This window comes from Virgibacillus siamensis (genome assembly GCF_900162695.1).
Classification (GTDB): domain Bacteria; phylum Bacillota; class Bacilli; order Bacillales; family Amphibacillaceae; genus Lentibacillus; species Lentibacillus siamensis_A.
In genome coordinates, this window is sequence record NZ_FUIH01000007.1 from 3122326 (window position 1) to 3145888 (window position 23563).

Consider the following 23563-nt stretch of genomic DNA (forward strand, 5'->3'; position numbering starts at 1 on the left):
CACTAAGAAAACGAATGCATTATCTAATCAGGAAAACGGCCACCTCCTTCAATATACTCAGGTTAAGCTAGTAAAAGGTACGGTGAATGACAAGTGCAGCAGCACCCAATACCACACCATTTTGTAAATCGGACTGAAAAACCTTTGTATTTCTACTTCTTTTACCAGTCACCCTTGTTTGTAAAATCTCTTCCGTTTTTTTAATAATCAATGGATGCGATGATCCTATTTTTCCCCCTATAATAACTGTTTCAGGTGCATATAAATTAATTAAATTAGCTATACCAACACCAAGGTATAAACCTGTCTCTTCTAAAGTCTGGGAAGCTATAGTCGACCCTTTTGCGGCTGCAGATAAAATATCTTCAAACGTAATGAGGTCGGTATTTTGTTGAAACATGGAACGCTCTGCTTTTGTTGACAGTTTTAAACGCTTCTTAAATCTGTTAAGAATTGCAGATAAAGAAATAAATGTTTCCAAACAACCATAGTTACCACACGTACATTTCTCTCCAAACACATCAATGGTTGAATGTCCAATCTCACCTGCTTCCCCATTTATTCCACGATATATATCATTGTTAATGATTAAACCCGAACCTACCCCTACGTCTGCCATGATATAAGCAAAATTTTCAACCTCCATGCCTTTTCCAAACCACTTTTCAGCGAGCGCAGCGACATTTGCATCATTATCGATCGTTACCGGAAAAGATAATTTGTTTTCCAAAATGTCTTTTAATGCAATATTGTGCCCCCCATAAAAGTTTGGTGGTGAAAGACGTCCATCCCCTGTTTCATTTAAAGGACCGGGCATCCCCACCCCAACACCTAATACATATGGATCATCAATCTTTGTCTCATACAATATCTTCTTTAAACTATCATCTACCAATTGGACGATGTCTTTAATCGTATATTGCGGCATAGTTTCTTCCATTATGAATGAAAGTAAATTGCCCTCCATATCTGTTAAAGCAACTTTGATATCTGACCTTCCCAATTCAACTCCAATGGCATATGAACAATTCTTATTGAATTCCAACAGGATCGGGCGTCTGCCACCGGAAGAAGTCCCAAGCCCTGTCTCCTTCAAAATTTTAGCATTTACTAATTTCTCAATGATTCTAGTCATTGTTGGCTGCGAAATATTCATTTGTACAGATAAATTTGCTCTCGAAATTGGTCCCTTTTCACGTACATATTTAATAACGCTTCTTGTATTTTTGGAATACCGGTTTATTTTATTTTGTTTTATCATTTTTCATTCGCCTTTCTACTTTAAAGCGCTTTCATAACTTTCTATAAATTATATAGGACAGACAACATAATTTCAATATGAAATTAACTAAAAATTAAGGTTTTCATGAACCAAAATCCTGCCTATATCTTCATTAAAATTTCACATCACTATTTTATTTTCCATCAAATGTTATTCCCCTGCTATTTCTGCATTCTTTTTTCCAACAAAAGCTCCCGCCTATCTGTTGGAAGCGTTTTACAAACCTCATATTGGGTACTAGGCTAAATAGTAAGGAAACTTTTTAACAGGGGGGTAACCACATGTATCTTAAATATTTTTATGACAGTTATTTGGCACAAGCATCATACCTGGTAGGGTGTCAAGCCACAGGAGAGGCTGCGATTATTGATCCGTCCCGAAACATTGAACCATATGTATCTGTAGCCCAAGATCAGGGATTTACCATTCAGAAGGCATTGGAAACACACATTCATGCCGATTTTGTATCCGGGGTAACGGAATTGGCCCGGCGTACAGGTGCGACCATTTATCATTCAGCTGAGGGCGGAGTAAATGATGGATATGACTTTGACCCAACCCTTCCCCAACAAGGACTCCACCATGGAGACATTGTTTCAGTTGGAAATGTGCAATTAAAAGCAATCCATACACCAGGACATACACCGGAACATATCTCCTATGAATTGACTGACTGCCCTAATGCGGGTCAGCCAATTGGGATATTTACCGGTGATTTCATTTTTGCAGGTGATGTGGGGCGGCCTGACTTGCTGGAAAGGTCAGCGGGAATGAAAGGTACTGCCGACAAGGGGGCACGCCAGATGTTCCATTCGTTACAGCATTTTAAGGCGTATCCTGATTACCTGCAGATATGGCCGGGGCATGGCGCGGGCAGTGCATGCGGTAAGGCATTAGGGGCCATTCCGACCAGTACAGTTGGATATGAAAAAATGTACAATCCAGCTTTACAACATACAAATGAACAGGAATTTTGTGATTTCCTGCTTGATGGTCAAAAAGAACCGCCAGCGTATTTTGCCAAGATGAAAGAAGTAAACCCCACAGGAATGACTCCATTGTCGGAAGTTCCAGCAGGTGTTGTGATGGACCTCAATGGAGATGCAGTTGCTGAACTTGCCAAGTCAGACAACAAGATGGTCGTGGACACGCGGGATCCATTTGACTTTGCGCATCAAAGCATTCCCGGAACCATTAACATTCCATTCCCGGATTTATTTTCCGAATGGATGGGTCGATTGGCAGCCTATAACCATGACATATACATCATCATAGAACCTCACCATATCGATGACATCCGTACCATTCTGATAAATATGGGGCTGGATCACGTGAAAGGTTTCTTTTCCCCTTCCGTTGTCAAATCAGCTAGTAACATTCAATCCTATTACAACCAGACACCAATAGAAATAAAGCGAGACGATCTGCAAATCGTGGATGTGCGTTACCGGGATGAGTGGGAAGTTGGACATATTCCCGGCGCAACACATATACCGCTCCATAAATTCCCTAATGGGCTGGAAACATTAACCAAGGACCAGCCGATTGCAGTGCATTGTGCATCCGGTAAGCGTTCAGCCATCGCGTCTAGTATCCTATTAAACCATGGATATACCGTTATCAACATGATCGGTGGATTTAACCGATGGAAAGATGAACAACTTATAACATCCAATTAATTATATGAAGAGGTGAAGGATATGAATTTTCATCAAGTAGTCATTGTCGGCGGCGGAACAGCAGGTATTACCGTCGCATCCCGATTAAAGAAGTTAGCCAACTATTTGGATATTGCCATTATTGACCCGGCGGAAAAACATTATTACCAGCCATTATGGACACTGGTTGGGGCAGGCATTTTTGATAAACAGAAATCCGAGCGTTCCGAATCCACATTAATTCCTGAAGGTGTAGCATGGTATCAGGAAGCCGCCCAAACCTTTCATCCGGAAGAAAATGCCGTGGTCACAGAGGAAGGAAACAAAATCCATTATAAATATTTAGTCGTTTGCCCCGGCCTGCAACTGGACTGGGATCAAATCGAAGGCCTCGAAGGCAATGTAGGCAAGTATGGGATCTGCAGCAACTATTCGTACGAACATGTAGATTACACATGGGAAACAATCCGAAATTTCGAAGGCGGACGTGCGATATTTACGCACCCGAATTCCCCGATTAAATGTGGAGGAGCACCACAGAAGATTATGTATCTGGCAGATGATGCTTTCCGAGATCAAGGCATTCGGGACAAGTCAGAGGTGATGTTCCAGTCAGCGAATGCGTCTATTTTTTCCGTCAAAAAATATGCGGATACTTTGAATGAGGTGATTGAACGGAAAAATATCCAAGCTAACTACAGGAAAGACCTCGTAAAAATTGATGGTCCAAATAAACAAGCGACATTCCGGGATCTGGATACAAATGAAGAGGAAACATTTGATTATGATATGATTCATGCGGTCCCGTATATGAGTGCGCCAGATTTTATCAAACATAGTCCATTGGCAAATGCGGATGGTTGGGTGGATGTTGATGCATATACTCTTCAGCACAACCAGTACGATAATGTTTTCAGTCTGGGGGATGCTTCCAGTCTGCCAACGTCTAAAACCGGCGCAGCGATTCGTAAACAGGCACCCGTGGTTGTATCGAATCTGTATGCCATGATGAAAAACAAAAACCTATGGCGCAAGTACAATGGGTATACCTCCTGCCCGCTAGTCACAGGCTATGATTCACTCGTTATGGCAGAATTCAAATATGATAATGTACCGTCCGAAACATTCCCCGTCAACCAGGGAAAAGAACGAAAAAGCATGTATTTCGTAAAAAAATACGGCCTCCCAGCCATGTATTGGCATGGCATGATGAAAGGGCGCATGTGATTGTTATACTACTACTCCCCGAATTATGTTTGGGGAGTAGTAGTATATGGGATTAAATAGCGTTGGTAATGCAACTTTTCGTGTGGCTGCTCGCCATATGGTTGGTGAGTGGGTTAAGATGAAAGTTCCCATATCCTGCCACCCAAAAACCCTACTTCACCTGCCCATCCCCTCTCACAACATACTTAGTCGAAGTCAACGCTCCCAACCCCATCGGCCCACGGGCATGAAGCTTCTGCGTACTGATCCCAATTTCAGCTCCAAATCCAAATTCAAATCCGTCTGTGAAGCGGGTTGAAGCGTTGTGATAGACAGCTGCTGCATCAACTTCCGTGAAAAATTGTTCTACATTTTCTGTTGAGGAAGAAATAATCGCTTCGGAATGTTTGGTTCCATATTGATTGATGTGCTGAATTGCATCCTCAATGTTTTCAACAACCTTTATTGCAACTTCCAGCCCTAAATATTCTGTGCCATAATCTTCTTCAGTTGCCGGAGTGATAGTTGTTCCTGCCTGCTGTACCGTTTCATCTGCATGTATTTGAACTTCTTTTTCCTGCAATGCGGTTATTAAATCAGCTATATGGTTGGATGCCCAATCACGCTGTACGAGAATGGTTTCACACGTATTGCATACAGATGGGCGTTGTGTTTTGGCATTAATGGCAATAGCAACAGCCATTTCTGGATCAGCTTTTTCATCAATATAAACATGACAATTGCCTGCACCGGTTTCCAATACAGGGACTGTGGCGTTTTCAACTACGGTCTGAATCAATTTTGCACCGCCACGCGGGATTAAAACATCGAGATATTCGTTTAATTTAAACATTTTGGATGTCGTTTCCCGCCTCGTGTCTTCCAGCAGTTGTACAGAATCCGTTGGCAGATCACTCAATTCAAGTGCATGCTGGATGACGTTGACAATGGCTTTATTGGAATGGATAGCTGTTGAACTTCCGCGAAGCAATACGGCATTTCCAGTTTTTAAACAAAGACTGGAGGCATCAACCGTCACATTTGGTCTGGCTTCATAAATCATTCCTACCACCCCAAGCGGAACCCGGATTTGTGCAATCTTAAGGTCATTCGGACGTTCCCATTTTTCTAACACCTTCCCGATTGGATCATCGAGTTTTGTTAACTGAATAAGGGCATCTGCTATGTCCCGTATACGTGCTTCATTTAACTTTAAGCGGTCCAGTAATGCTTCGCTCATTCCATTTTCTTTTCCAGCCAGTAAATCTTTGTCGTTTTCTTCTAAAATAAATGCCTGTTCGCGGATCAGCTGTTCTGAAATCGTATAAAGTGCTCTGTTTTTCTGTTCTGTAGTTGCTTTTGCTAATGCGGAAGAAGCTGTTTTTGCTTTTCCGGCCTTTTGCATTAACTCACTGTCTTGTATAACTTCGGTCACGCTTCATTCTCCTTTCGTTTTTTACTCACCCAGTTATCCCTGTGTATCACAACGCGTTGATTGCTGTTTATTTTTATCATTGCTTCTGCGCTTGATAGTCCTTTAATAGCCAATAGTTGATCGGAAGAAAAATTCACTTTGCCCCTACCGATAATATCGCCCTTTACGTTGGCAACCCTGACGACATCATCTGCCTGGAATATCCCAACGATGTTTGTTACGCCGGCCGGAAGCAGACTTTTGCCATGTTCTAAAATAGCACGTGCAGCACCATGATCGATTTCAATTTTCCCGTTCGGAATGGAGTGGAGCGCGAGCCACTGTTTGGATGTGTTCATACTGGGTATGGAGGTGTCTCCCATATAGGTTCCATCTCCCTTTCCGGCAAGGACATCAACAAACTTTTCTTCGCCAACGGGAAATCCGATAAACACTTTTACACCTAATTTCAAGGCTGTTCTTGCTGCCTCCAGTTTTGATTTCATTCCGCCGGTACCAACCTTCGTGCCGGTTCCGGACGCACGGCTTATTAACGTATCATCAATTTCATGAAGGAAGTTATACCGTTTTGCATTTGAATGTATTCGTGGGTTTTGATCATAGATACCATTGATATCGGTCAGGATCATTAGATAATCCGCATGAACAAAGCCGCTTACAAGTGCTGATAACATGTCATTATCGCCGAAAGTTAATTCTTCTACTGCCACGGAATCATTTTCATTAATAATCGGCAGCACATGACGTTTTAAAAGCTCGGATAAGGTTGCATTGGCATTGTTATATTGACTTTTATGCAAAAAGTTTTGCCTGGTTAACAGTAATTGTGCTGCAACGATACCATGCTGTTTAAATTCTTCCGTATAACCTTTTAATAATAATCCCTGCCCTACTGCTGCAGCTGCCTGTTTGCCGGCAATTGTCCTGGGACGTGAACGATAACCCAAATCGGTAAATCCGGCGGCAACCGCTCCTGACGAAATAAGAATCACTTCATGTCCAAGCTGTTTTAAACGGGCGATTGCCGCTACATGCTCCTGCAGCTTCTCATTATTTAATCCGCCATTTTTCGTTGTCAGGGAACTGCTGCCTATCTTGACCACAATTCGCTGCTTTTTCATGATCATTCACCTCCCAAAAAAATGCGCTCCCATCCTTATAAAAAAGGACGGAAGCGCATTGTATCCGTGGTACCACCTTCATTGACACCGGATTTGATTCCAGTATCCACTCCATAACCCTTTAACGCAGGGAAGCGGTCGGATTTTTGCCCAACAGTTCAAGGGACAGGTTCAATAGCATTGCGGGTTGTAAAATCTTTCAGCCGATGAATTTTACTCTCTTGCACCCGGGGACTATTTACTGATTCCCGATCATTACTTTCCTTGTATAAAGTTGCACGTTTCTGTTTATTTATAAATTAGCAACATTATGAACTAATTTTAGTGTTATGTCAATGGGTAATGATTCAAAAAGTCCTTAATAAAAATAACCATCCTTGCTAACTGCAAGAATGGTTATTATTAAACGATTAACCCTTTTTATCCGCATCATCCAGAGGAATATAATCGTATATTTCACCGGATTTCGTGAGTTTGGTAAGCTTCTCCAGCCAATGATAATAGATCATGGCGTCATCAAGTTGTTGTTTGTCCAACATAGCTCTCTCACGTAGTGTTTCATCTGTTTCTTCATTTTCAATCACTTCGCTGAGTTGTTCTTGGGACTTTCTGATGCTAACCAAAAACATATCCACTTCACGTTCCCACTTCTTACCAAAAAATTGGGTGAAGTAATTAAAGAAGTTCTTTTCAGCGGTGTAGGAATCTTTTCTTGAGCCTTTCTGCCATACCTTTTGAACGATATTGATATCCTGAAGTTTCCGAACAGATGTACTCATACTTGGTTTGCTCATACTGAGGGCTTCTTTCATTTCATCCAGGGTAATCGGCTCGTGTTTAAAATACATCATTCCATACAGGCGTCCCACTGAAGGGGTAACACCATAAAGGTCCATCGTTTCTGCAATCGTATTAACCATCAGACGTTCAGCTTGGTCGACTTTTTCCTGGGCTTTTTCGTTATTAAAATTATCCCGATTTCCTTCCATTGCGGCACCTCTTTAGATACTCTTTATTGTTAAATTCGTTCATAATTAATTAAACGTTGCTTCTATCTTATAATGAATAATATGGATATGCAACTCAACATTGGTTCATAGAAAAAGGACGATCTCTTACCGAGAATCGTCGCTTTCCCTTCTATTTATTTCAACCAGCCGTTAACAAGATCCTGATTTTCTTCTACCCATTTTTGTGCGCCTTTAAGCGGATTATCTTCATGTTCTTTAACACTGAGCATTAAATCACCAAGCTGCTTGTCGTTCAATTTGAAGTTTTTCAGCCATTTACTGACTTTTTTATAGTCGGAGCCAAAATCTTCACGGGTTGCCATATAGATTTTTTCTACCCCGCCATAGGTTTTTTTAGGGTCATCCAAAAACTTTAAGTCCACCTCAGCAAACACATAATGTGGTTTCCACAGCGGCGCAACGATAGGTTCTTTGTCTGCTACAGCTTGTTTAATAGAAGTAACCATTGCTGCTGTACTGCTCTCCACCAATTCATAATCAAGACCGTACTCTTTAATTACATCTTCCGTTACCAGCATTGTTCCTGCCCCAGGTTCAAAACCTACTATTTTACCATTGAATTTCTTTTTATTTTCTTTCAAATCTTTAATGCTGTTTATATCTTTCATATACGTCGGAACGGCCAATCCAACCTTCCCATTCTTATACCAAGGATCTTCGAAAAAATTCGCTTCGTCCTTATACTCTTTATAATAACTTTTATCCTGTACCGGCAGCCAAACTTCCGGTGCCACGTCTAATTCTCCTTGAGCTAAAGCGGACATCTGCGGACCCATCTCAATAAGCTTTAATTCCACATCATAACCCTTATCCTCCAGAATAGCTTTCCACATATTTGTAACGGCAATATTTTCAGGCCAATTAATTTGTCCAATCGTAATTTTCCCTTTACTTTCACTTGAACCATCACTTCCACTATTTGAACCGCATGCCGCTAATGTAACGAGCAAAACGGTGAATAAAATCAATTGACTAATTCTGCGAAAACTCATTAAATGATATACACCCTTCTGAATTATTATTTTGGCAAGTTTTTGCCAAGCATGTTATTCCTGTATTATTCCTATTGAATCGTGAATTCCGTCCTCCTTTGTTAATTAAAATAAATACATTAAATATTTTTTAAACAAAAAGTCTACACAATTTATGATAACGAAAGATATTGTTTTGTCAAACTACTTAATCCAGTGCATCTTATTAATTTTTCAACGTTTGACAAACAAACAGCAATGCTGATAGCATGAATATATTAACAATATTTAATTTAAATTTAACAAACTTAACGTTTCATAATAAAAAAGGAGTGATCATTTGAGCTTACAACAAATGTTTATTAATGGCGAGTGGGTGAATGCCAAATCCGGGGAAACACGCGATATTATTAACCCTTATAATCAAGAAGTCATTGCAACTGCCGCTGAAGGAAATGAGGAAGACACCCGAGCAGCCATTCAAGCAGCAAGACAGGCATTTGATGAAGGCAGCTGGAGCACATTGCCTGCCAGTGAACGCGGGGAGCTCGTTTACAAAATAGGTACATTGATTCGCCGGGATTTACAGGAACTGGCTGAATTGGAAACATTGGATACAGGTAAAACAGTTCAGGAAAGCCAGGATGATATGACAGACATTGCCAAGGTTTTCCTTTATTTCGGCGGTTTAGCGGATAAAGATGGCGGTGAAGTTATTGAATCACCGATACCAGATAGTGAAAGTAAAGTTGTTCGCGAGCCTGTTGGTGTTTGCGGACAAATTACACCATGGAATTATCCTTTATTACAGGCCGCATGGAAGATAGCACCAGCCTTGGCAGCAGGTAACACCATTGTCATGAAACCAAGTGAAATCACACCGCTAACAACCGTTAAAGTTTTTAAACTAATGGAAGAGGCAGGTATACCAAAAGGTGTGGCCAACTTGGTGCTTGGCGCCGGAGCATCCACAGGAGCAGAATTATCAGTTAATCATGACGTTGATTTAATTTCATTTACCGGCGGCATTGAAACCGGAAAGACAATCATGCAAGCATCCAGTCATAATGTGAAAAAAATTGCGCTTGAGCTTGGCGGAAAAAATCCGAATATCGTCTTTGCTGATGCCGATTTTGAAACAGCGGTGGATCAGGCTTTAAATGCTGTATTTTTCCACGCCGGACAAGTTTGTTCTGCAGGTGCCAGACTTTTAGTTGAAGAAAATATTCACGATGAATTTGTGGAAGCACTTATTGAACGAACGAAACGAATCAAATTAGGCAATGGTTTTGATGAAAGCACACAGGTTGGTCCGATGATTTCCGCGGAACACCGTGCAAAAGTTGAAAAATATGTGGAGATAGGCAAACAGGAAGGTGCTGCATTAGCAATCGGCGGTCAGCGTCCTGATAATCCTGAATTGGAAAACGGTTTTTTCTATTTACCTACCATTTTTACAAACTGTACTAACGATATGCGCATTGTCCAGGAGGAAGTGTTCGGACCGGTATTAACAGTGGAAACTTTCCAATCCAAAGAAGAAGCTGTCAAATTAGCGAATGATACAATATACGGTTTGGCCGGTGCCGTCTGGACGCAAGATTTGGATAAAGCTGAATTTGTTGCAGCACGTTTGCGAATGGGTACGGTTTGGATTAATGATTTCCATCCTTATTTTGCACAAGCACCTTGGGGCGGTTATAAGCAATCAGGCATTGGCCGTGAACTTGGCCGTGAAGGTTTGGATGAATATACCGAAGTAAAACATATTTATCGCAACAAACGACCTGAGCCAATTCATTGGTTCAAATAACATTTGAGGAAGTTCCCTTAATAATAGCTCTGAGCCTTTTATCGAAGGTTTAGGGCTATTTTAGGGTTTGACGGCATGTGTCTTGCAGGGTTCCTATACTTAAAATACTGCCCCGGGATTTACAAGGTTTAAAAACAATGTTATATTTATATTGTTTCATTTGTTAAAAATATATTTAACAAACTTAAAATAAGCGAAGATACAATAGCTTGCAAGATTGCTGGATTTCTTTACACAATCCTGTCAATCCGTGTTAGTACGAAAGATGATGTTTACCTTTTAACAATCTGAGGAGGTTTTTCATATGAATCAATCATACGATTACGTAATTATTGGAGGCGGCAGTGCAGGTTCTGTACTCGGCAACCGTCTGAGTATGGATAAGAATAGCAGTGTTCTTGTACTGGAAGCGGGGCGCAGTGATTATTTTTGGGATTTGTTTATTCAAATGCCGGCAGCTTTAATGTTCCCGTCAGGTAATCCGTTCTATGACTGGATCTATTCATCGGATGCGGAGCCTTATATGAATGGACGACGTGTCGCGCATGCCCGGGGGAAAGTACTTGGAGGATCAAGTTCCATAAATGGCATGATATACCAGCGCGGCAACCCGATGGACTATGATCAGTGGGGATCTGACCCGGGTATGGAAAGTTGGGACTATGCCCATTGTCTTCCATACTTTAAACGACTGGAAACAACCTTTGGAGCGGACCCATCTGATGAATACCGCGGTCACCATGGTCCGGTTAAATTAAAGCGCGGACCTGCGACAAATCCTTTATTTCAGGCCTTTTTCGATGCAGCCGTTGAGGCCGGTTACTCGAGAACACCCGATGTAAATGGTTTTCGTCAAGAAGGGTTTGGTCCGTTTGACAGCCAGGTGCATAATGGAAGACGGGTTTCTGCATCACGCGCCTATTTACGTCCAGCAATGCGACGCAAAAATCTTACAGTAGAGACGCGTGCTTTTGTTACCAATATTAATTTTGATGGTACTCGGGCCGATAGCGTGACATACCAAAAAGGTGGAAAAACCTATCATGTTAATGCGGGCGAAGTGATTCTTTCCGGCGGTGCATTTAATACGCCGCAGTTACTTCAATTATCCGGGGTGGGAGACGCTGACCATTTGCGTTCTCTGGGCATTGATCCAATCGTTGATCTGCCAGGTGTAGGCGAAAACCTTGAGGATCATCTTGAAGTATATATTCAGCACGCTTGCCCGCAGCCGGTTTCTGAACAACCTAGCTTAAATAATGCAAAAATGCCTTGGATCGGCTTGCAGTGGCTGCTCGGACGCACCGGCCCGGCAGCATCGAACCATTTTGAAGGCGGCGGATTCGTCCGTTCGAATGACAAGGTGGATTATCCAAATCTGATGTTCCATTTCCTTCCGCTTGCGGTTCGCTATGACGGGCAAAAAGCGGATACCGATCATGGATTTCAAGTACACGTTGGACCGATGTACGCCACCTCCAGGGGAAGTCTGAAGATCCGTTCGCGTAATCCTTTTGAACATCCAAGCATCGTGTTTAACTATTTGTCTACCGAAAATGATCGGCAGGAATGGCTTGAGGCAGTGCGCGTTTCCCGGGATATCCTGTCCCAGCCGGCGTTAGCACCTTACAGCACAGGCGAAATTTCACCTGGCCCTTCTGTACAGACAGATGAGGAAATCCTGGAATGGGTCAAGAATGACGCGGAAACAGCCCTTCATCCATCCTGCACAGCAAAAATGGGCCCTGCTTCCGATCCAATGGCTGTCGTCGATCCATTGACGATGAAGGTCCATGGCTTGGAAAATGTACGGGTAGTTGATGCATCCGCAATGCCGCGTACGACGAACGGAAATATTCATGCACCGGTATTGATGCTGGCAGAAAAAGCAGCGGATATCATCCGGGGACAAAAACCAATGGAGCCTGAGTATAAAGATTTTTACCGTCATGGCGTTCATGCAGCAGAAGCAGGAACTGTTAAGGGGTAAGTTTAAAACATTAATATGTATGGAAACAAGGGTCGGTTCCCACAACGGGGACTGACCCTTTCAGTTTATTATTATAGAAAGGCAAAACGAGGTTGGAACATATCAGAAACATGTTAATTGGAAAGACGAACAATTGGATATTTCCGGAGCGGCTATTACGCCTCCATCACCGTTACGCCTACAATGTATCACCGTTAGATTCAATTACTTTTTGGTACCAGTAGAAGCTTTTCTTTTTAATCCGTTTCATGTCTTTTTCATCCAGTTCATCCCGATTAATATAAACAAAGCCATAACGCTTTTGATAGCCGTTCAGCCAGCTTAATAAGTCCGTAAACGACCATGTGCAATACCCAAGTAAATCTACGCCATCTGTAACAGCAGCTTGTAACTGCTTTATATGCTTACGAATATAATCGATACGGTAATCATCATTTACAACATCATTTTCTTCCAGTTTATCGAATTCGCCTAACCCATTCTCTGTCACTAGTACCGGCAGTCTATAACGGCTCGTGATTCGTCTGAGTCCTATCCGCAAACCAGTTGGATCAATTTCCCAATCCCAATTCGTCGTTTCCAATGCTTCATTGCGTTTCCTCTTGTACAAACCAGCATTGCCGCTCTCAACAAAATTGCCTTTTTTGCCGTCATGATTTTCTTTAACATCACCAAATTCTTCATCCAATGGACTGGCTGTAAATGTACCCGTTTGATAATAATTTACTCCCATAAAGTCAGGTTTCCCCGCCTTTAACAACGCTTCATCGCCAGCTTCCATTGTTGGTGCCAAGCCATATTTTTCAAGGTGCTTCCAGACTGTTTTAGGATATACTCCCCAACTATACACATCCATCCACCAGTAATTGTTAAATTCCTCTGCATTTTCCGATGCCAGGACATCTTCCGGTTTGCTGGAGTATGCATAAGCAGGTCCATAAGCAAAGCTCGGACCAATTTTTCCATTCGGAATGATTTGTCTAAACGATTGAGTTGCTTTGGCATTTGCCAAATTAGCGATATGGTTTGCTTCATACATTCGCTTTCGGTCGCGTACACCAGGCGGATGTGAAGCATGTTCATACCCATGACTGATGAATACATTTTGTTCATTTAATGTCACCCAGTAGTTCACTTTATCTTTAAATCGTTTAAACAATGCAACACTATAATCATTAAAATCCTGGATGATTTCTCTGGATTCCCAGCCGCCATACTCATCTTGCAGGGCTTGTGGCAGGTCCCAATGATATAAGGTCACAATTGGTTCAATCCCATAACGGATCAGTTCATCTATTAAACGTTCATAGAACTGCATCCCTTCTTCATTTATTTCACCTGTACCTGTTGGAAATATGCGGCTCCACGATACCGAAAAACGGTATGCCTTTAATCCCATTTCAGCCATTAATGCCACATCTTCCATATAACGATGGTAATGATCAACCGCCACATTACCGTTGGTCCCTTTAAATGTTTTTCCGGGAATCTGTACAAAATTATCCCATACGGAAGGAGCTTTTCCATCTTCATCCCATGCACCTTCAATCTGATAGGAAGCTGAAGCAGATCCCCATAGAAAATCATTCGGAAAACGATCTAGTTTAGTATGGTACATTATCTCAACTCTCCTTCTCTTTCACGAATGAATCCATATACAGCGCCGAGCAGATTAGAATGCTGACGATACTTACAGGTGTTGATATTCGGTTTCACTTCAGATCCGTCCAAATCGTTTAACAGATCAACCAGTTTCCGATTTATGTTATCAATCAGATCTTCCCTTACACTGATACCTCCGCCGATTAAAATAACTTCCGGATCATAGATATACTGTAAATTATAAATACCCAAAGCCAATAGGCGATAAAATTCATTGACTTCTCTGCTGCAAATTTTATCCCCGGCAATTGCCATATCAAAAATCGCTTCACCTGTTAACGCGTCGTTACTAACATTTTTCTGAAGCGCTGTCTTTTTAATCAATGCACCGGTTGAAGCAGTGGTACTCCATGTATTCCAGCCATTTTCTGAACCATCCGGAAGTAACATATATCCAAACTCGCCACCATGAAGATTGGAACCTTTATGGATTAAACCATTTTTGATTACTGCACCGCCAATACCTGTTCCAATAACTACAACGAGAACATCCTCTTTCCCCCGCGCCTTTCCTTTCCAAACTTCAGCATAACCTGCACAATTACCATCATTGTCCATATAGACTGGTAATCCCAATCGCTCTTGAATCAATTGTTTGATATTCGGCCCGTGAAGATATGGGAGTGCACTGGATCCATAAATGACTCCGGATTCGGAAACAGCACCGGGACAACTGATTGCTATACCTGTTATATTCGGATGTTTTTGATATTGATTTTCCACCAATTCCAGTATTCCACCCAAAGACTTTGGCGTTTTTATCTTATCCATATCCAATATAGAAGCCTGTTCATCGACTATTCCGTATTTAATAAATGTACCGCCTATATCAACAGCCAAATATTGCTTCATACTTCCACCTCTTACTCTGCTTGTTATTCACTGATTGTTGCAGTATCAATTAAGCATGAATCACGAATGATTAATTCAGGATCAACATTTACCGAACTGGGGTTAGCTTCTTCGTTAATTAAATCGTGAAGCATATTTGCTGCCAATTTACCCATTTTATCCTTATCCTGCCTTATGGTCGCGAGTGTCGGATCACTATAACGGCATGCTTCAATATCATCACAGCCGATCACTTTGATATCTTCGGGCACACGTATGCCTTTTTCCTTGAGCGCCCTTAATACACCAAGTGCCATCATATCTGAAACGGCAAAAACAGCTTGGGGTAAGGGCGAATTCTTCAATATGCTGTTCATCGCATTATATCCGCTTTCTTCAAAGTAATCACCATATTGGAACCACTCATCCTTTGTGTTCATGCTAAACTGATTCATATGGTGAATAAAACTTTCTTTACGAATATTGGATACGACAGAATATTCAGGCCCGCCGATAAAGGCAACATCTTTAATGGAGTTCAAATAAAGATGCGTCACAATTTGTTCCGAAACTTTTCGATTATCGGTAGTCACATAGCTTGAATTCGGACCATTTAAATGAATATCAATCCCAACACATGGAACATGACTTTTATCCAGTTCAAGGGTGGCTTCCTCAATTCGATCCCCAGCAACGATTAAACAACCATCTAATTGAAAATGCATGCACCGGGCCAAATAATCCTGCTTGTCTTTGCTGAATTTGTTGTTGGAAAAAACAAGGATATCATAGCCAAGGTTTCCAACCGTGTTTTTAAATGAATTCACAACATCATTAAAGAACGGGTGGTTCATTTCAGCATTAATATTTCCGGCATAAATGAGTCCAATCAAATTTGACTTTTTTGTTGCCAGTGATTTCGCCGAAAAAGTAGGCTGATAACCTGTTTGTTCGATGATTGTATTTACTTTATCAATCGTCTGCTGACTAATGTTCCCCGTACAGTTAATGACTTTTGAAACTGTTCCGGGAGAAACACTAGCAAGCTTTGCAATATCTTTAATCGTCAGTTTCATAACATTCCCCACCATGTCTATGTTATCTATTTAAGTGAACCCTCTGTAATACTTGAGATAAATAATTTATTAAACATTAAGAACACAACCACCAGAGGAATCGTTGCCCAAAACACACCGGACAGAACCATTCCAAAGTCTACATTACTTGTTGTATTCATTGAAGAGAGGGCTACTTGTATTGTATACACATCCGGGTCCCGGAGAACAGTAAATTGCCATAAAAACTCTCCCCATGTCGCCGTAAACACAATTATTCCTAATGTGGCAAAGGCTGGCAGGACAATTGGGAGAACAATACTTCTGAAAATACGGAAGTTTGAACACCCATCCAATTTGGCCGCTCCAATTAACTCATCCGAAACAGACTGTGAAATGTACTGTCTCATTAGGAAAATTCCTAAAGGATTCAGGAAAAAGATAACCATTGCACCTAATAATGTGTCCAGCAGTCCGAACTTTGCCACTAAAAAATATTGTGGAATCAATCCAAGCTGGGGCGGAATGACCATCGTTAATAATATTGAAATAAATAATATATTCTTACCTGGAAATTTAAATTTCGCAAATGCAAACCCTGCTAACGAGCTTATCAATAATACAACTAAGGTAACGACCAGACATAGAATTAATGTATTAAGCATGGCCCCGAAAAATGGTATTTTGTCCAATACTTTTTGAAAATTTTCCACCAATTGATCCCCAGGAGTTAACGTTGGGGGAATTGAATTGTATGCCGCACTTGGTCTTGTTGCCATTACAAACATCCAGTAAAACGGGAATACAGAAAGGAAAGCTGCAACAATTAAAAACAGATACACGAAAAATCGGCTGATCCTTAATTTCGTTTTCATGATTTACTCCCCTTTCCCTTTTTGCGAATTCCCGATGTAAGGTACGTATTAATGGCCGACGCAACAACTATAATGATAAGTAAAATTACCGCTGTGGCGGAACCCGTTCCAAAGGATTGCAGACTAAACGCATCACGATACAAATACATAACAACTGTCATCGCTTCGGTTCTGCTGAATGCACTGGAACCTAAGAATACGGTTGGTTCGGTGAACAATTGCAGCGCCCCAACTGTAGAAAAGAATACAGTTAACACAATAAATGGTTTTAAGAGGGGGACTGTAATGTATCGCAATTGCTGTAAAGTACTTGCACCATCAATTCGTGCAGCCTCATATAAATCTTTCGGAATGCTTTGCAGCCCTGCCAGATAAATAATCGTATTGTATCCTATCCAGCGCCAAAAAACCATAATGGAAATAGCGATCTTCGCACCCCATTCGCTCGTTTTCCATGCAACCGAATCCATACCAAAAAGATTTAATATATAATTCGCCAACGCTGTATCATTGCTGCTGAAAAACACCCCAAATACAAGTGCTACAGCAACCATGGATGTAATATATGGCAAGAAAATCATTGCCCGAAATGTATTTTTAAATTTGAGGTAAGCTTGATTTAAAATAAATGCCAGGAAAATCCCAACAATAATCTGTGGTGCTGTGCCCATAATCCCCATTACAATAGTGTTGTAAAGAGACTTCCAAAAGATTGGATCCTGCAGCACAACTTTAAAGTTATCCAGCCCGACAAAGGACATTTCGCCCAAGCCATTCCATTCCTGAAATGCAAGATACAAACTGAATACAGCAGGGTAAAGTCCGATAATGGCAAAAATGATAAAGAAAGGCGAAATATACAAATACGCACTTATTTTATCTTTTGTTGCTTCCGAACGATACTTTCTTTTGCGTGCAAAGGCCATCGACTTCCCTTCCTTTCTTGGCAGAAAACTTGGCATTCTCCTGGCCTTCACGGTGAATACCTTTCATACTATTCACATGCTGCCTTTTGACAGCCATCAGTTAAATGGCAGTGATGTGGCAGTAAGAACTGCCACATCAACTATTAAACATATTATCTATTGACTATAGCCTTAATCCGTTCGACTGCAGCATTCCATTCTTTTTCAGGGTCTGCCCCTTGCTGCTGAACATTATTCATCGCATTCAGGATTTCGTTATGGGCCGACATGTATTTCGGGCCTTTGTAAATAACACTGATATCCTGTGCTGCATTTGCGAAGTATTGTGCTGTCTTTTGACCGCCGAAAAATTTATCTTTTGTATTCTTGAATTTATCCATTTTATATACTTCAGATGATGATGGGAACAATCCCGCTTCACTTTGGAATGATTTTAATTGATTTTCAGGAGAAACCAGCCATTTTGCAAATTTATACGCTTCTTCCTGGTGTTCTGTTTCATTCGGAATAGCTATATATGAACCGCCCCAGTTACCTGCAAATTCTTTCGGTAATGTTGCAACCCGGAACTTACCTGATGCATCAGGAGCGTTGTCCAACATCCAGCCTTTTAACCACGCCGCACCCAACTCAACGGCAAAACCGCCATTATTTACAGCATTACCCCATTCAGGAGTCCACATTTGATACTCTCCGACAAGACCTAATTCATTTAACTTAACAGCTAAATCGTATGCTTTACGAACAGCATTTCCTTCATTTTCAATTAATAAGTTACCCTCTTTATCAAAAAAACTCTTCTCCGCTCCATCAATTACTGCACGGTATGCCATTTCCATACTATCCAACATCGGTTTACCGGTTTTTTCTTTGATTTGCTTACCAACTTCAATGAAATCTTCTTTTGATTGGATTAATTCCTCTACCTTATCCGGATCAGTAGGCAATCCAGCTTCTTCAAATAAATCTGTGCGGTAAAACATTGCCTTTGGTCCAATGTCCGTTGGTAATCCAAACAGGAAATCCCCTTCATTGTTTTCGCCTATTTCCCATTTCCAATCCAAATACTTATCTTGAACTTCTTCAGCGCCCAGATCATATAAGTTTACGAATCTATCTTGTGCTTGCTTGAATCGATCTAACTGATCAATTTCCAACATGGCCAGGTCGGGTGCTCCGCTTCCGGCAGATAACGCCGTGAATAAGCTGTTGTGATGGTCTTCTGTTTCTGATGTTTTTACCTGGATCTTTACTCCAGGATGTTCTTTTTCATATTCCTTAGCTAAATCTTTATAATTTGTTGCCCCAAACACCCAAAAATCCAATTTAACTTCCCCGTCTTTTCCGCTTGCTTCTTCATCACCACTGCAGGCAGCAAGTGAAAAGACCATTGCAAATACAATACTTAACAAAAATATTAATTTGCCTTTCTTCATTAAAAGTTACCCCCTAATTCGTTTTAGTTTAAAACTAGCAACCCGGTGAACCCTTGATTGTTTGTTGTAAGCACAGCACAGGCTTTTATACACCTCCCTGATTTTTATGCTTATAGCAGTAACACGTTAGGAAAACGGTTTCGTAAAATGGTAAATATAAAAGCGCCCTCTGTTTAAGGAAACCGCTTTCTTTATATCATTATATTTCTTTAACCTGTAAAAATCAATGAAAGATTCCAAAAATTTCTCAAATTGACGAAACCGATTTCCCTAAATCATTTCCATCACAGCTTTTTGATGAAAAAGAACCCACGGAAAAATTTCTCCGTGGGTTCTCTCTTAATAATTGGTTATACCGCTTGAAGTAAATGCAGGTCTTGGTCGCGAAATTGATATGATGCATTTTATGTAAGAGCCAGTCATCCTGCGCCCAGTTCTATGCGAATTACATCTATTGATAATTAATCACTGCCGGTGCGGGATCCAGCTTGAGGACTTGCTTCGGTTTCATTAGAGGGGTGTCGTTTTTATAAAACAGCTTGAATCCCCCGTATTGCATGCCTTGTTCCCTGACCAGTTTCCCATAAGCCGCCATTTTAACGGCCGAGTCGCCAAATCCGTCATAATTCAGCACTACTTCCACATGTTCGGTTGGATTGATCTTATCTTTATTTTGAACAATGCCATTGCCGAACTGGTGAACAAGCACTATTTTATCCGGCAAATTGTTATCTTCCACGAGATTATTGACATATTCGACTGCTTTTTGTATTTCGGCGCCATCAACATGACCAAGATCTTCCCCCGGAATTTCACCTTCACTTACACTATATTCAGTGTCAATCGCCAAGTGGACGTAGGGTAATTTCAAATACGGCTTTAGCTTCTTAACCTCTTTCATAACAGGGGCCTGCCCCAGTTGAACATCAAGAAGCAATAAAGCATTATGTTCTTTAGCCAACTTCGCATAGCGCTGAATATCTTCGTCGGGTGTGTCCCTTATGTAGTCACCGCTCGGGCCTGGCGTTCGCTGGGCCACCGTCGCAATCAATTCAATCGTCGGGATCGCCGGATGTGAAGGATCCACTTCCGAATAGACCCTCGCTTTCTCCTTCAGCTCTTCCATCATTTGCTCCGGAGGCATTTCACCCAGTATGCCCATGTTTTCAGAATTGGGTGTGCCATAATATGCCACCAGCCGATGATTCTTCAAGGGACCGTTTGTTTTATCTTTTTTACCCTTAATCAATGTTTCGCCAAGTGGTACCGTCCGCTCCGGCTCGCCGCCATGCGCTTCTGCACGCGGCATAAGCTTTTGCACCTTTTTTGAGTACTTTTCTTTAAGTGGCTCCGCATTCTCTGGCGGATCAATCGCCTGATAAGGTGGTATCACCCATTTCGACTTCGGCACTGTTTTCCTCTCAATTTTTTTCGCGTTGCTTGTTGCATTCGCCGTTGATGTTTGATTGACACATCCCGTTATCAGCGTAAAAATAAGCAAGACAGCCAACCCAGCTAGAAACTTTTTCAACAATACTTCCCCCATACTAATTAAAATAGACAAAACAATTATGTAACATCCTATTTTCAACCGTTCACACTGAAATAATAATTTCAAAGAGATATGTATGTATAGTATATATTTTAACAAATTTCGAACCTAAAAAGAATGTCTCAATTGTTAAAGGTCATTGATTTTGTCATTTGTGGTACGGTTCATTTCTGATAATCCGAAAAGCCCGATAAACCTGCTCCAACAAAATCAGCCGCATAACCTGATGGGGAAAAGTCATTTTGGAAAACGATAACGCCAGATCACTGCGATGTCGCACGTCCTTGCTAATTCCAAGCGACCCGCCAATCACAAAAGCAATCTTGCTCTTCCCGTATGTGGCCAGCTCGTCCATTTTAGCTGCCAGTTGTTCGGAAGCCAGCATCTTCCCTTCGATTTCCAATGTAATCACATACGTATCCTGTCCAATATTGCTGAGAATCCGCTCGCCTTCCTTACGCATCACTTCCTGCATTTCCGCTTCGCTCATGTTCTCCGGTGCTTTTTCATCGGCAACTTCCACAATGTCAACCTTTGCGTAGGAGTTAAGACGCTTCAAGTATTCCTGTATTCCCTGTTTGAGATATTTTTCCTTCAGTTTTCCGACCGCTATGATTTTAATGTTCATATATGTCCTCCGATTCTATATGCCCGTATTAAATGGGGTTGGGTTGGTGCTTAAGATCGTAAGAATGGCTCGAATTGGGGTTGATTGTCGCGCGTTTTCGTGCTAGTCTGACTTTCGTTTTTAACAAAATTGCTGTCTGTCCTCTTTACCATACATTCTGTTAGGTTTATTGTATCACAGCAATGGGAATCACACTCACCCAATCAATTTTCTGTTTTTTTAGTCAGTTGAACGAGCGCTCAGTCTGCGGTAAAATTGAAAACGGTTTAAAAAATAGAGAGGTGGCATCACATGAACGAGCAACAATTATCAAGAGGCTTAAAAAACAGGCATGTTCAGCTGATCGCAATTGGGGGAGCGATTGGAACGGGGCTGTTTCTTGGAGCGGGAAAATCTATTCATCTAGCAGGGCCGTCCATTTTATTCGCCTACATGATAACAGGGGTTTTTGCGTTTTTTATTATGCGTTCGCTCGGGGAACTGCTGTTAACCAACCTAAAGTATAATTCGTTTGTGGACATTGTAAAAGATTATTTAGGCAATATGCCAGCATTTATTACGGGATGGACATACTGGTTCTGCTGGATTACCATCGCCATGGCCGACTTAACGGCTGTCGGTGTCTATGTTCAATATTGGCTACCAGGGGTACCGCAGTGGATTCCGGGGTTAATTGCGCTGGTTATTTTACTTGTTATGAACCTTGCGACTGTAAAATTATTTGGTGAAATGGAATTCTGGTTCGCATTGATCAAGATTATCGCCATTCTGGGATTGATTGCAGTTGGTATTTATATGATTATCAGCGGCTTTTCCACCAGCTCGGGACCATCCAGTTTTACGAATTTATGGAGCCATGGAGGTATGTTTCCAAACGGCATGACAGGTTTTGTCCTGGCTTTTCAAATGGTCGTGTTTGCTTTTGCCGGCGTTGAATTGGTAGGGCTTACAGCAAGTGAAACATCGAACCCGGAAAAAGTAATTCCGAAAGCCATCAATAACATTCCGCTCCGCATATTGATTTTTTACATAGGGGCACTGGCGGTTATTATGAGTATTTATCCGTGGAATGCCGTAGAACCTGCCGAAAGCCCTTTTGTTCAGGTCTTTGTAACAGTGGGGATTGCAGCTGCTGCCGGTATTATTAACTTTGTTGTGCTGACATCCGCAGCATCAGCATGCAACAGCGCGGTTTTCAGTACAAGCCGGATGCTGTATTCGCTGTCCGAAGAAAAAAATGCACCTGAACCATTGTCAAAACTGAATAAGCGAAATGTACCGTCCAATTCATTGTTTCTTTCAACGGTCGTCATTTTTATTGCCGTTGTATTGAACTATATTATGCCGGATGGAGTATTTACACTCGTATCAAGCATTGCAACAACGTGTTTCATTTGGATTTGGGGAATTTTAGTCGTTTGCCATTTGAAATACCGGAAAACCAGACCGGAACTGGCAAAGAAAAGTAAATTTAAAATGCCTTTGTATCCGCTGTCAAATTACCTGACACTTGCATTTCTAGCGTTTATTCTTGTTGTTCTTGGAATGGCGGAAGATACACGTGTCGCCCTGATCATAACTCCTGTCTGGTTTATCGCTTTGGTTGTGATTTATAAAATACAGAAATCAAAAGCGGAAGGGCAAGAAGAGGAAACGGTACCTGGAACGCATTAACTGCCAGGTTTTTAAAAACAAGTGATGAAATGGTATGCCATGAAATGTGGCATGCCATTTTTTCAGAACCTCTGCAAAACTACCGCAAGTTTTACGGCTTATACTCTTCACTATTATGTATGTAATAAGCAATAAAGGAAAAGGCATCATCTAAGGTTAAGATGTCCCAATTTTCCTTTCGCTGATTCCTGTCACCTGGCACATGATGATGGTGATGGTGATGGGGTTCTGATTTAATTTTGTATTCCTCCGGGGTCCATGTTGCATCATGTGGCTCGTTTTCCCAAGCCGAAAGATGATGATATACCTTTCCCATTTTCGGAATGATAATTTTCCATTGGTAATGGTATTCTATAACAAATCCATTTTTATATTTTTCAGTTGCATGCAATCCTGTCTTCCCGTGTACGGGGTGTC

At 41.4% G+C, this 23563-nt stretch carries 19 protein-coding genes and 1 other annotated feature; of the genes, 5 read left to right on the forward strand and 14 right to left on the reverse strand.

Annotation, left to right across the window (positions count from 1 at the left end; all coding sequences use genetic code 11):
* Positions 1 to 67 precede the first annotated feature (67 nt).
* Positions 68 to 1261, reverse strand: a complete 1194-nt coding sequence (locus B1K71_RS18750; RefSeq protein ID WP_077329700.1) for an ROK family protein — start codon at positions 1259 to 1261, stop codon at positions 68 to 70.
* A 302-nt stretch (positions 1262 to 1563) separates the two neighbouring features.
* Here B1K71_RS18750 and B1K71_RS18755 point away from each other — a divergent pair, with 302 nt between their 5' ends.
* Together B1K71_RS18755 and B1K71_RS18760 are read left to right on the forward strand one after the other, a co-directional pair.
* The gene (locus B1K71_RS18755) at positions 1564 to 2961 is read left to right on the forward strand and encodes an MBL fold metallo-hydrolase (RefSeq protein ID WP_077329702.1); all 1398 of its coding nucleotides are present in this window, start codon (positions 1564 to 1566) and stop codon (positions 2959 to 2961) included.
* A 21-nt stretch (positions 2962 to 2982) separates the two neighbouring features.
* A complete protein-coding gene (locus B1K71_RS18760; RefSeq protein ID WP_077329705.1) occupies positions 2983 to 4167 on the forward strand; it encodes an NAD(P)/FAD-dependent oxidoreductase in 1185 nt (394 codons plus the stop codon).
* A 151-nt stretch (positions 4168 to 4318) separates the two neighbouring features.
* Here the strand turns inward: B1K71_RS18760 and B1K71_RS18765 are convergent, their stop codons facing one another.
* The 4 genes from B1K71_RS18765 to B1K71_RS18780 all read right to left on the reverse strand — a co-directional run bounded on the left by B1K71_RS18765 (position 4319) and on the right by B1K71_RS18780 (position 8725).
* Positions 4319 to 5551 carry a glutamate-5-semialdehyde dehydrogenase gene (locus B1K71_RS18765; RefSeq protein WP_077330384.1) on the reverse strand — a complete coding sequence of 411 codons (1233 nt, stop codon included), beginning with the start codon at positions 5549 to 5551 and terminating at the stop codon, positions 4319 to 4321.
* Between the two features lie 26 nt (positions 5552 to 5577).
* Positions 5578 to 6702 (reverse strand): glutamate 5-kinase, encoded by a 1125-nt coding sequence (gene proB, locus B1K71_RS18770; protein WP_077329707.1) that lies wholly within the window; start codon positions 6700 to 6702, stop codon positions 5578 to 5580.
* Positions 6703 to 6742: 40 nt separating this feature from the next.
* Positions 6743 to 6967: a binding site (T-box leader), on the reverse strand.
* A gap of 145 nt (positions 6968 to 7112) precedes the next feature.
* Positions 7113 to 7691 (reverse strand): choline uptake/conversion transcriptional regulator CudC, encoded by a 579-nt coding sequence (gene cudC, locus B1K71_RS18775; protein WP_077329709.1) that lies wholly within the window; start codon positions 7689 to 7691, stop codon positions 7113 to 7115.
* Positions 7692 to 7846: 155 nt separating this feature from the next.
* Positions 7847 to 8725 carry a glycine betaine ABC transporter substrate-binding protein gene (locus B1K71_RS18780; RefSeq protein ID WP_077329711.1) on the reverse strand — a complete coding sequence of 293 codons (879 nt, stop codon included), beginning with the start codon at positions 8723 to 8725 and terminating at the stop codon, positions 7847 to 7849.
* 334 nt (positions 8726 to 9059) lie between these two features.
* On the opposite strand from B1K71_RS18780, the gene betB reads away from it, so the two are divergent.
* Positions 9060 to 10517 carry a betaine-aldehyde dehydrogenase gene (betB, locus tag B1K71_RS18785; protein WP_077330386.1) on the forward strand — a complete coding sequence of 486 codons (1458 nt, stop codon included), beginning with the start codon at positions 9060 to 9062 and terminating at the stop codon, positions 10515 to 10517.
* A 304-nt stretch (positions 10518 to 10821) separates the two neighbouring features.
* Positions 10822 to 12507 (forward strand): choline dehydrogenase, encoded by a 1686-nt coding sequence (gene betA / locus B1K71_RS18790; protein ID WP_077329713.1) that lies wholly within the window; start codon positions 10822 to 10824, stop codon positions 12505 to 12507.
* A 178-nt stretch (positions 12508 to 12685) separates the two neighbouring features.
* Here betA and B1K71_RS18795 read toward each other — a convergent pair whose 3' ends face one another.
* From B1K71_RS18795 to rlmH, 8 genes are all read right to left on the reverse strand, one after another.
* Positions 12686 to 14125 carry a glycoside hydrolase family 1 protein gene (locus tag B1K71_RS18795; protein WP_077329715.1) on the reverse strand — a complete coding sequence of 480 codons (1440 nt, stop codon included), beginning with the start codon at positions 14123 to 14125 and terminating at the stop codon, positions 12686 to 12688.
* Positions 14125 to 15021 (reverse strand): ROK family protein, encoded by an 897-nt coding sequence (locus B1K71_RS18800; RefSeq protein WP_077329717.1) that lies wholly within the window; start codon positions 15019 to 15021, stop codon positions 14125 to 14127. Before B1K71_RS18800 ends, B1K71_RS18795 begins: the two co-directional genes overlap by 1 nt.
* Before the next feature lie 23 nt (positions 15022 to 15044).
* Entirely contained in the window at positions 15045 to 16076 is a 1032-nt protein-coding gene (locus B1K71_RS18805) for a LacI family DNA-binding transcriptional regulator (RefSeq protein ID WP_077329719.1), read from the reverse strand.
* A 26-nt stretch (positions 16077 to 16102) separates the two neighbouring features.
* Positions 16103 to 16930, reverse strand: coding sequence for a carbohydrate ABC transporter permease (locus B1K71_RS18810; protein WP_245799352.1), 828 nt, complete (start codon positions 16928 to 16930; stop codon positions 16103 to 16105).
* Positions 16927 to 17892: a carbohydrate ABC transporter permease gene (locus B1K71_RS18815; protein WP_077329721.1), complete on the reverse strand. Its 966-nt coding sequence runs from the start codon at positions 17890 to 17892 to the stop codon at positions 16927 to 16929. Before B1K71_RS18815 ends, B1K71_RS18810 begins: the two co-directional genes overlap by 4 nt.
* A gap of 116 nt (positions 17893 to 18008) precedes the next feature.
* The gene (locus B1K71_RS18820; protein ID WP_077329723.1) at positions 18009 to 19292 is read right to left on the reverse strand and encodes an ABC transporter substrate-binding protein; all 1284 of its coding nucleotides are present in this window, start codon (positions 19290 to 19292) and stop codon (positions 18009 to 18011) included.
* Between the two features lie 451 nt (positions 19293 to 19743).
* Positions 19744 to 20823 (reverse strand): hypothetical protein, encoded by a 1080-nt coding sequence (locus B1K71_RS18825; protein ID WP_245799353.1) that lies wholly within the window; start codon positions 20821 to 20823, stop codon positions 19744 to 19746.
* Between the two features lie 169 nt (positions 20824 to 20992).
* Entirely contained in the window at positions 20993 to 21472 is a 480-nt protein-coding gene (gene rlmH / locus B1K71_RS18830) for a 23S rRNA (pseudouridine(1915)-N(3))-methyltransferase RlmH (protein WP_077329727.1), read from the reverse strand.
* Positions 21473 to 21763: 291 nt separating this feature from the next.
* On the opposite strand from rlmH, the gene B1K71_RS18835 reads away from it, so the two are divergent.
* Complete coding sequence (locus B1K71_RS18835) at positions 21764 to 23146, forward strand: amino acid permease (protein ID WP_077329729.1); 1383 nt, start codon at positions 21764 to 21766, stop codon at positions 23144 to 23146.
* A gap of 91 nt (positions 23147 to 23237) precedes the next feature.
* Here B1K71_RS18835 and B1K71_RS18840 read toward each other — a convergent pair whose 3' ends face one another.
* Positions 23238 to 23537 carry a hypothetical protein gene (locus tag B1K71_RS18840; RefSeq protein WP_077329731.1) on the reverse strand — a complete coding sequence of 100 codons (300 nt, stop codon included), beginning with the start codon at positions 23535 to 23537 and terminating at the stop codon, positions 23238 to 23240.
* Between the last annotated feature and the right edge of the window lie 26 nt (positions 23538 to 23563).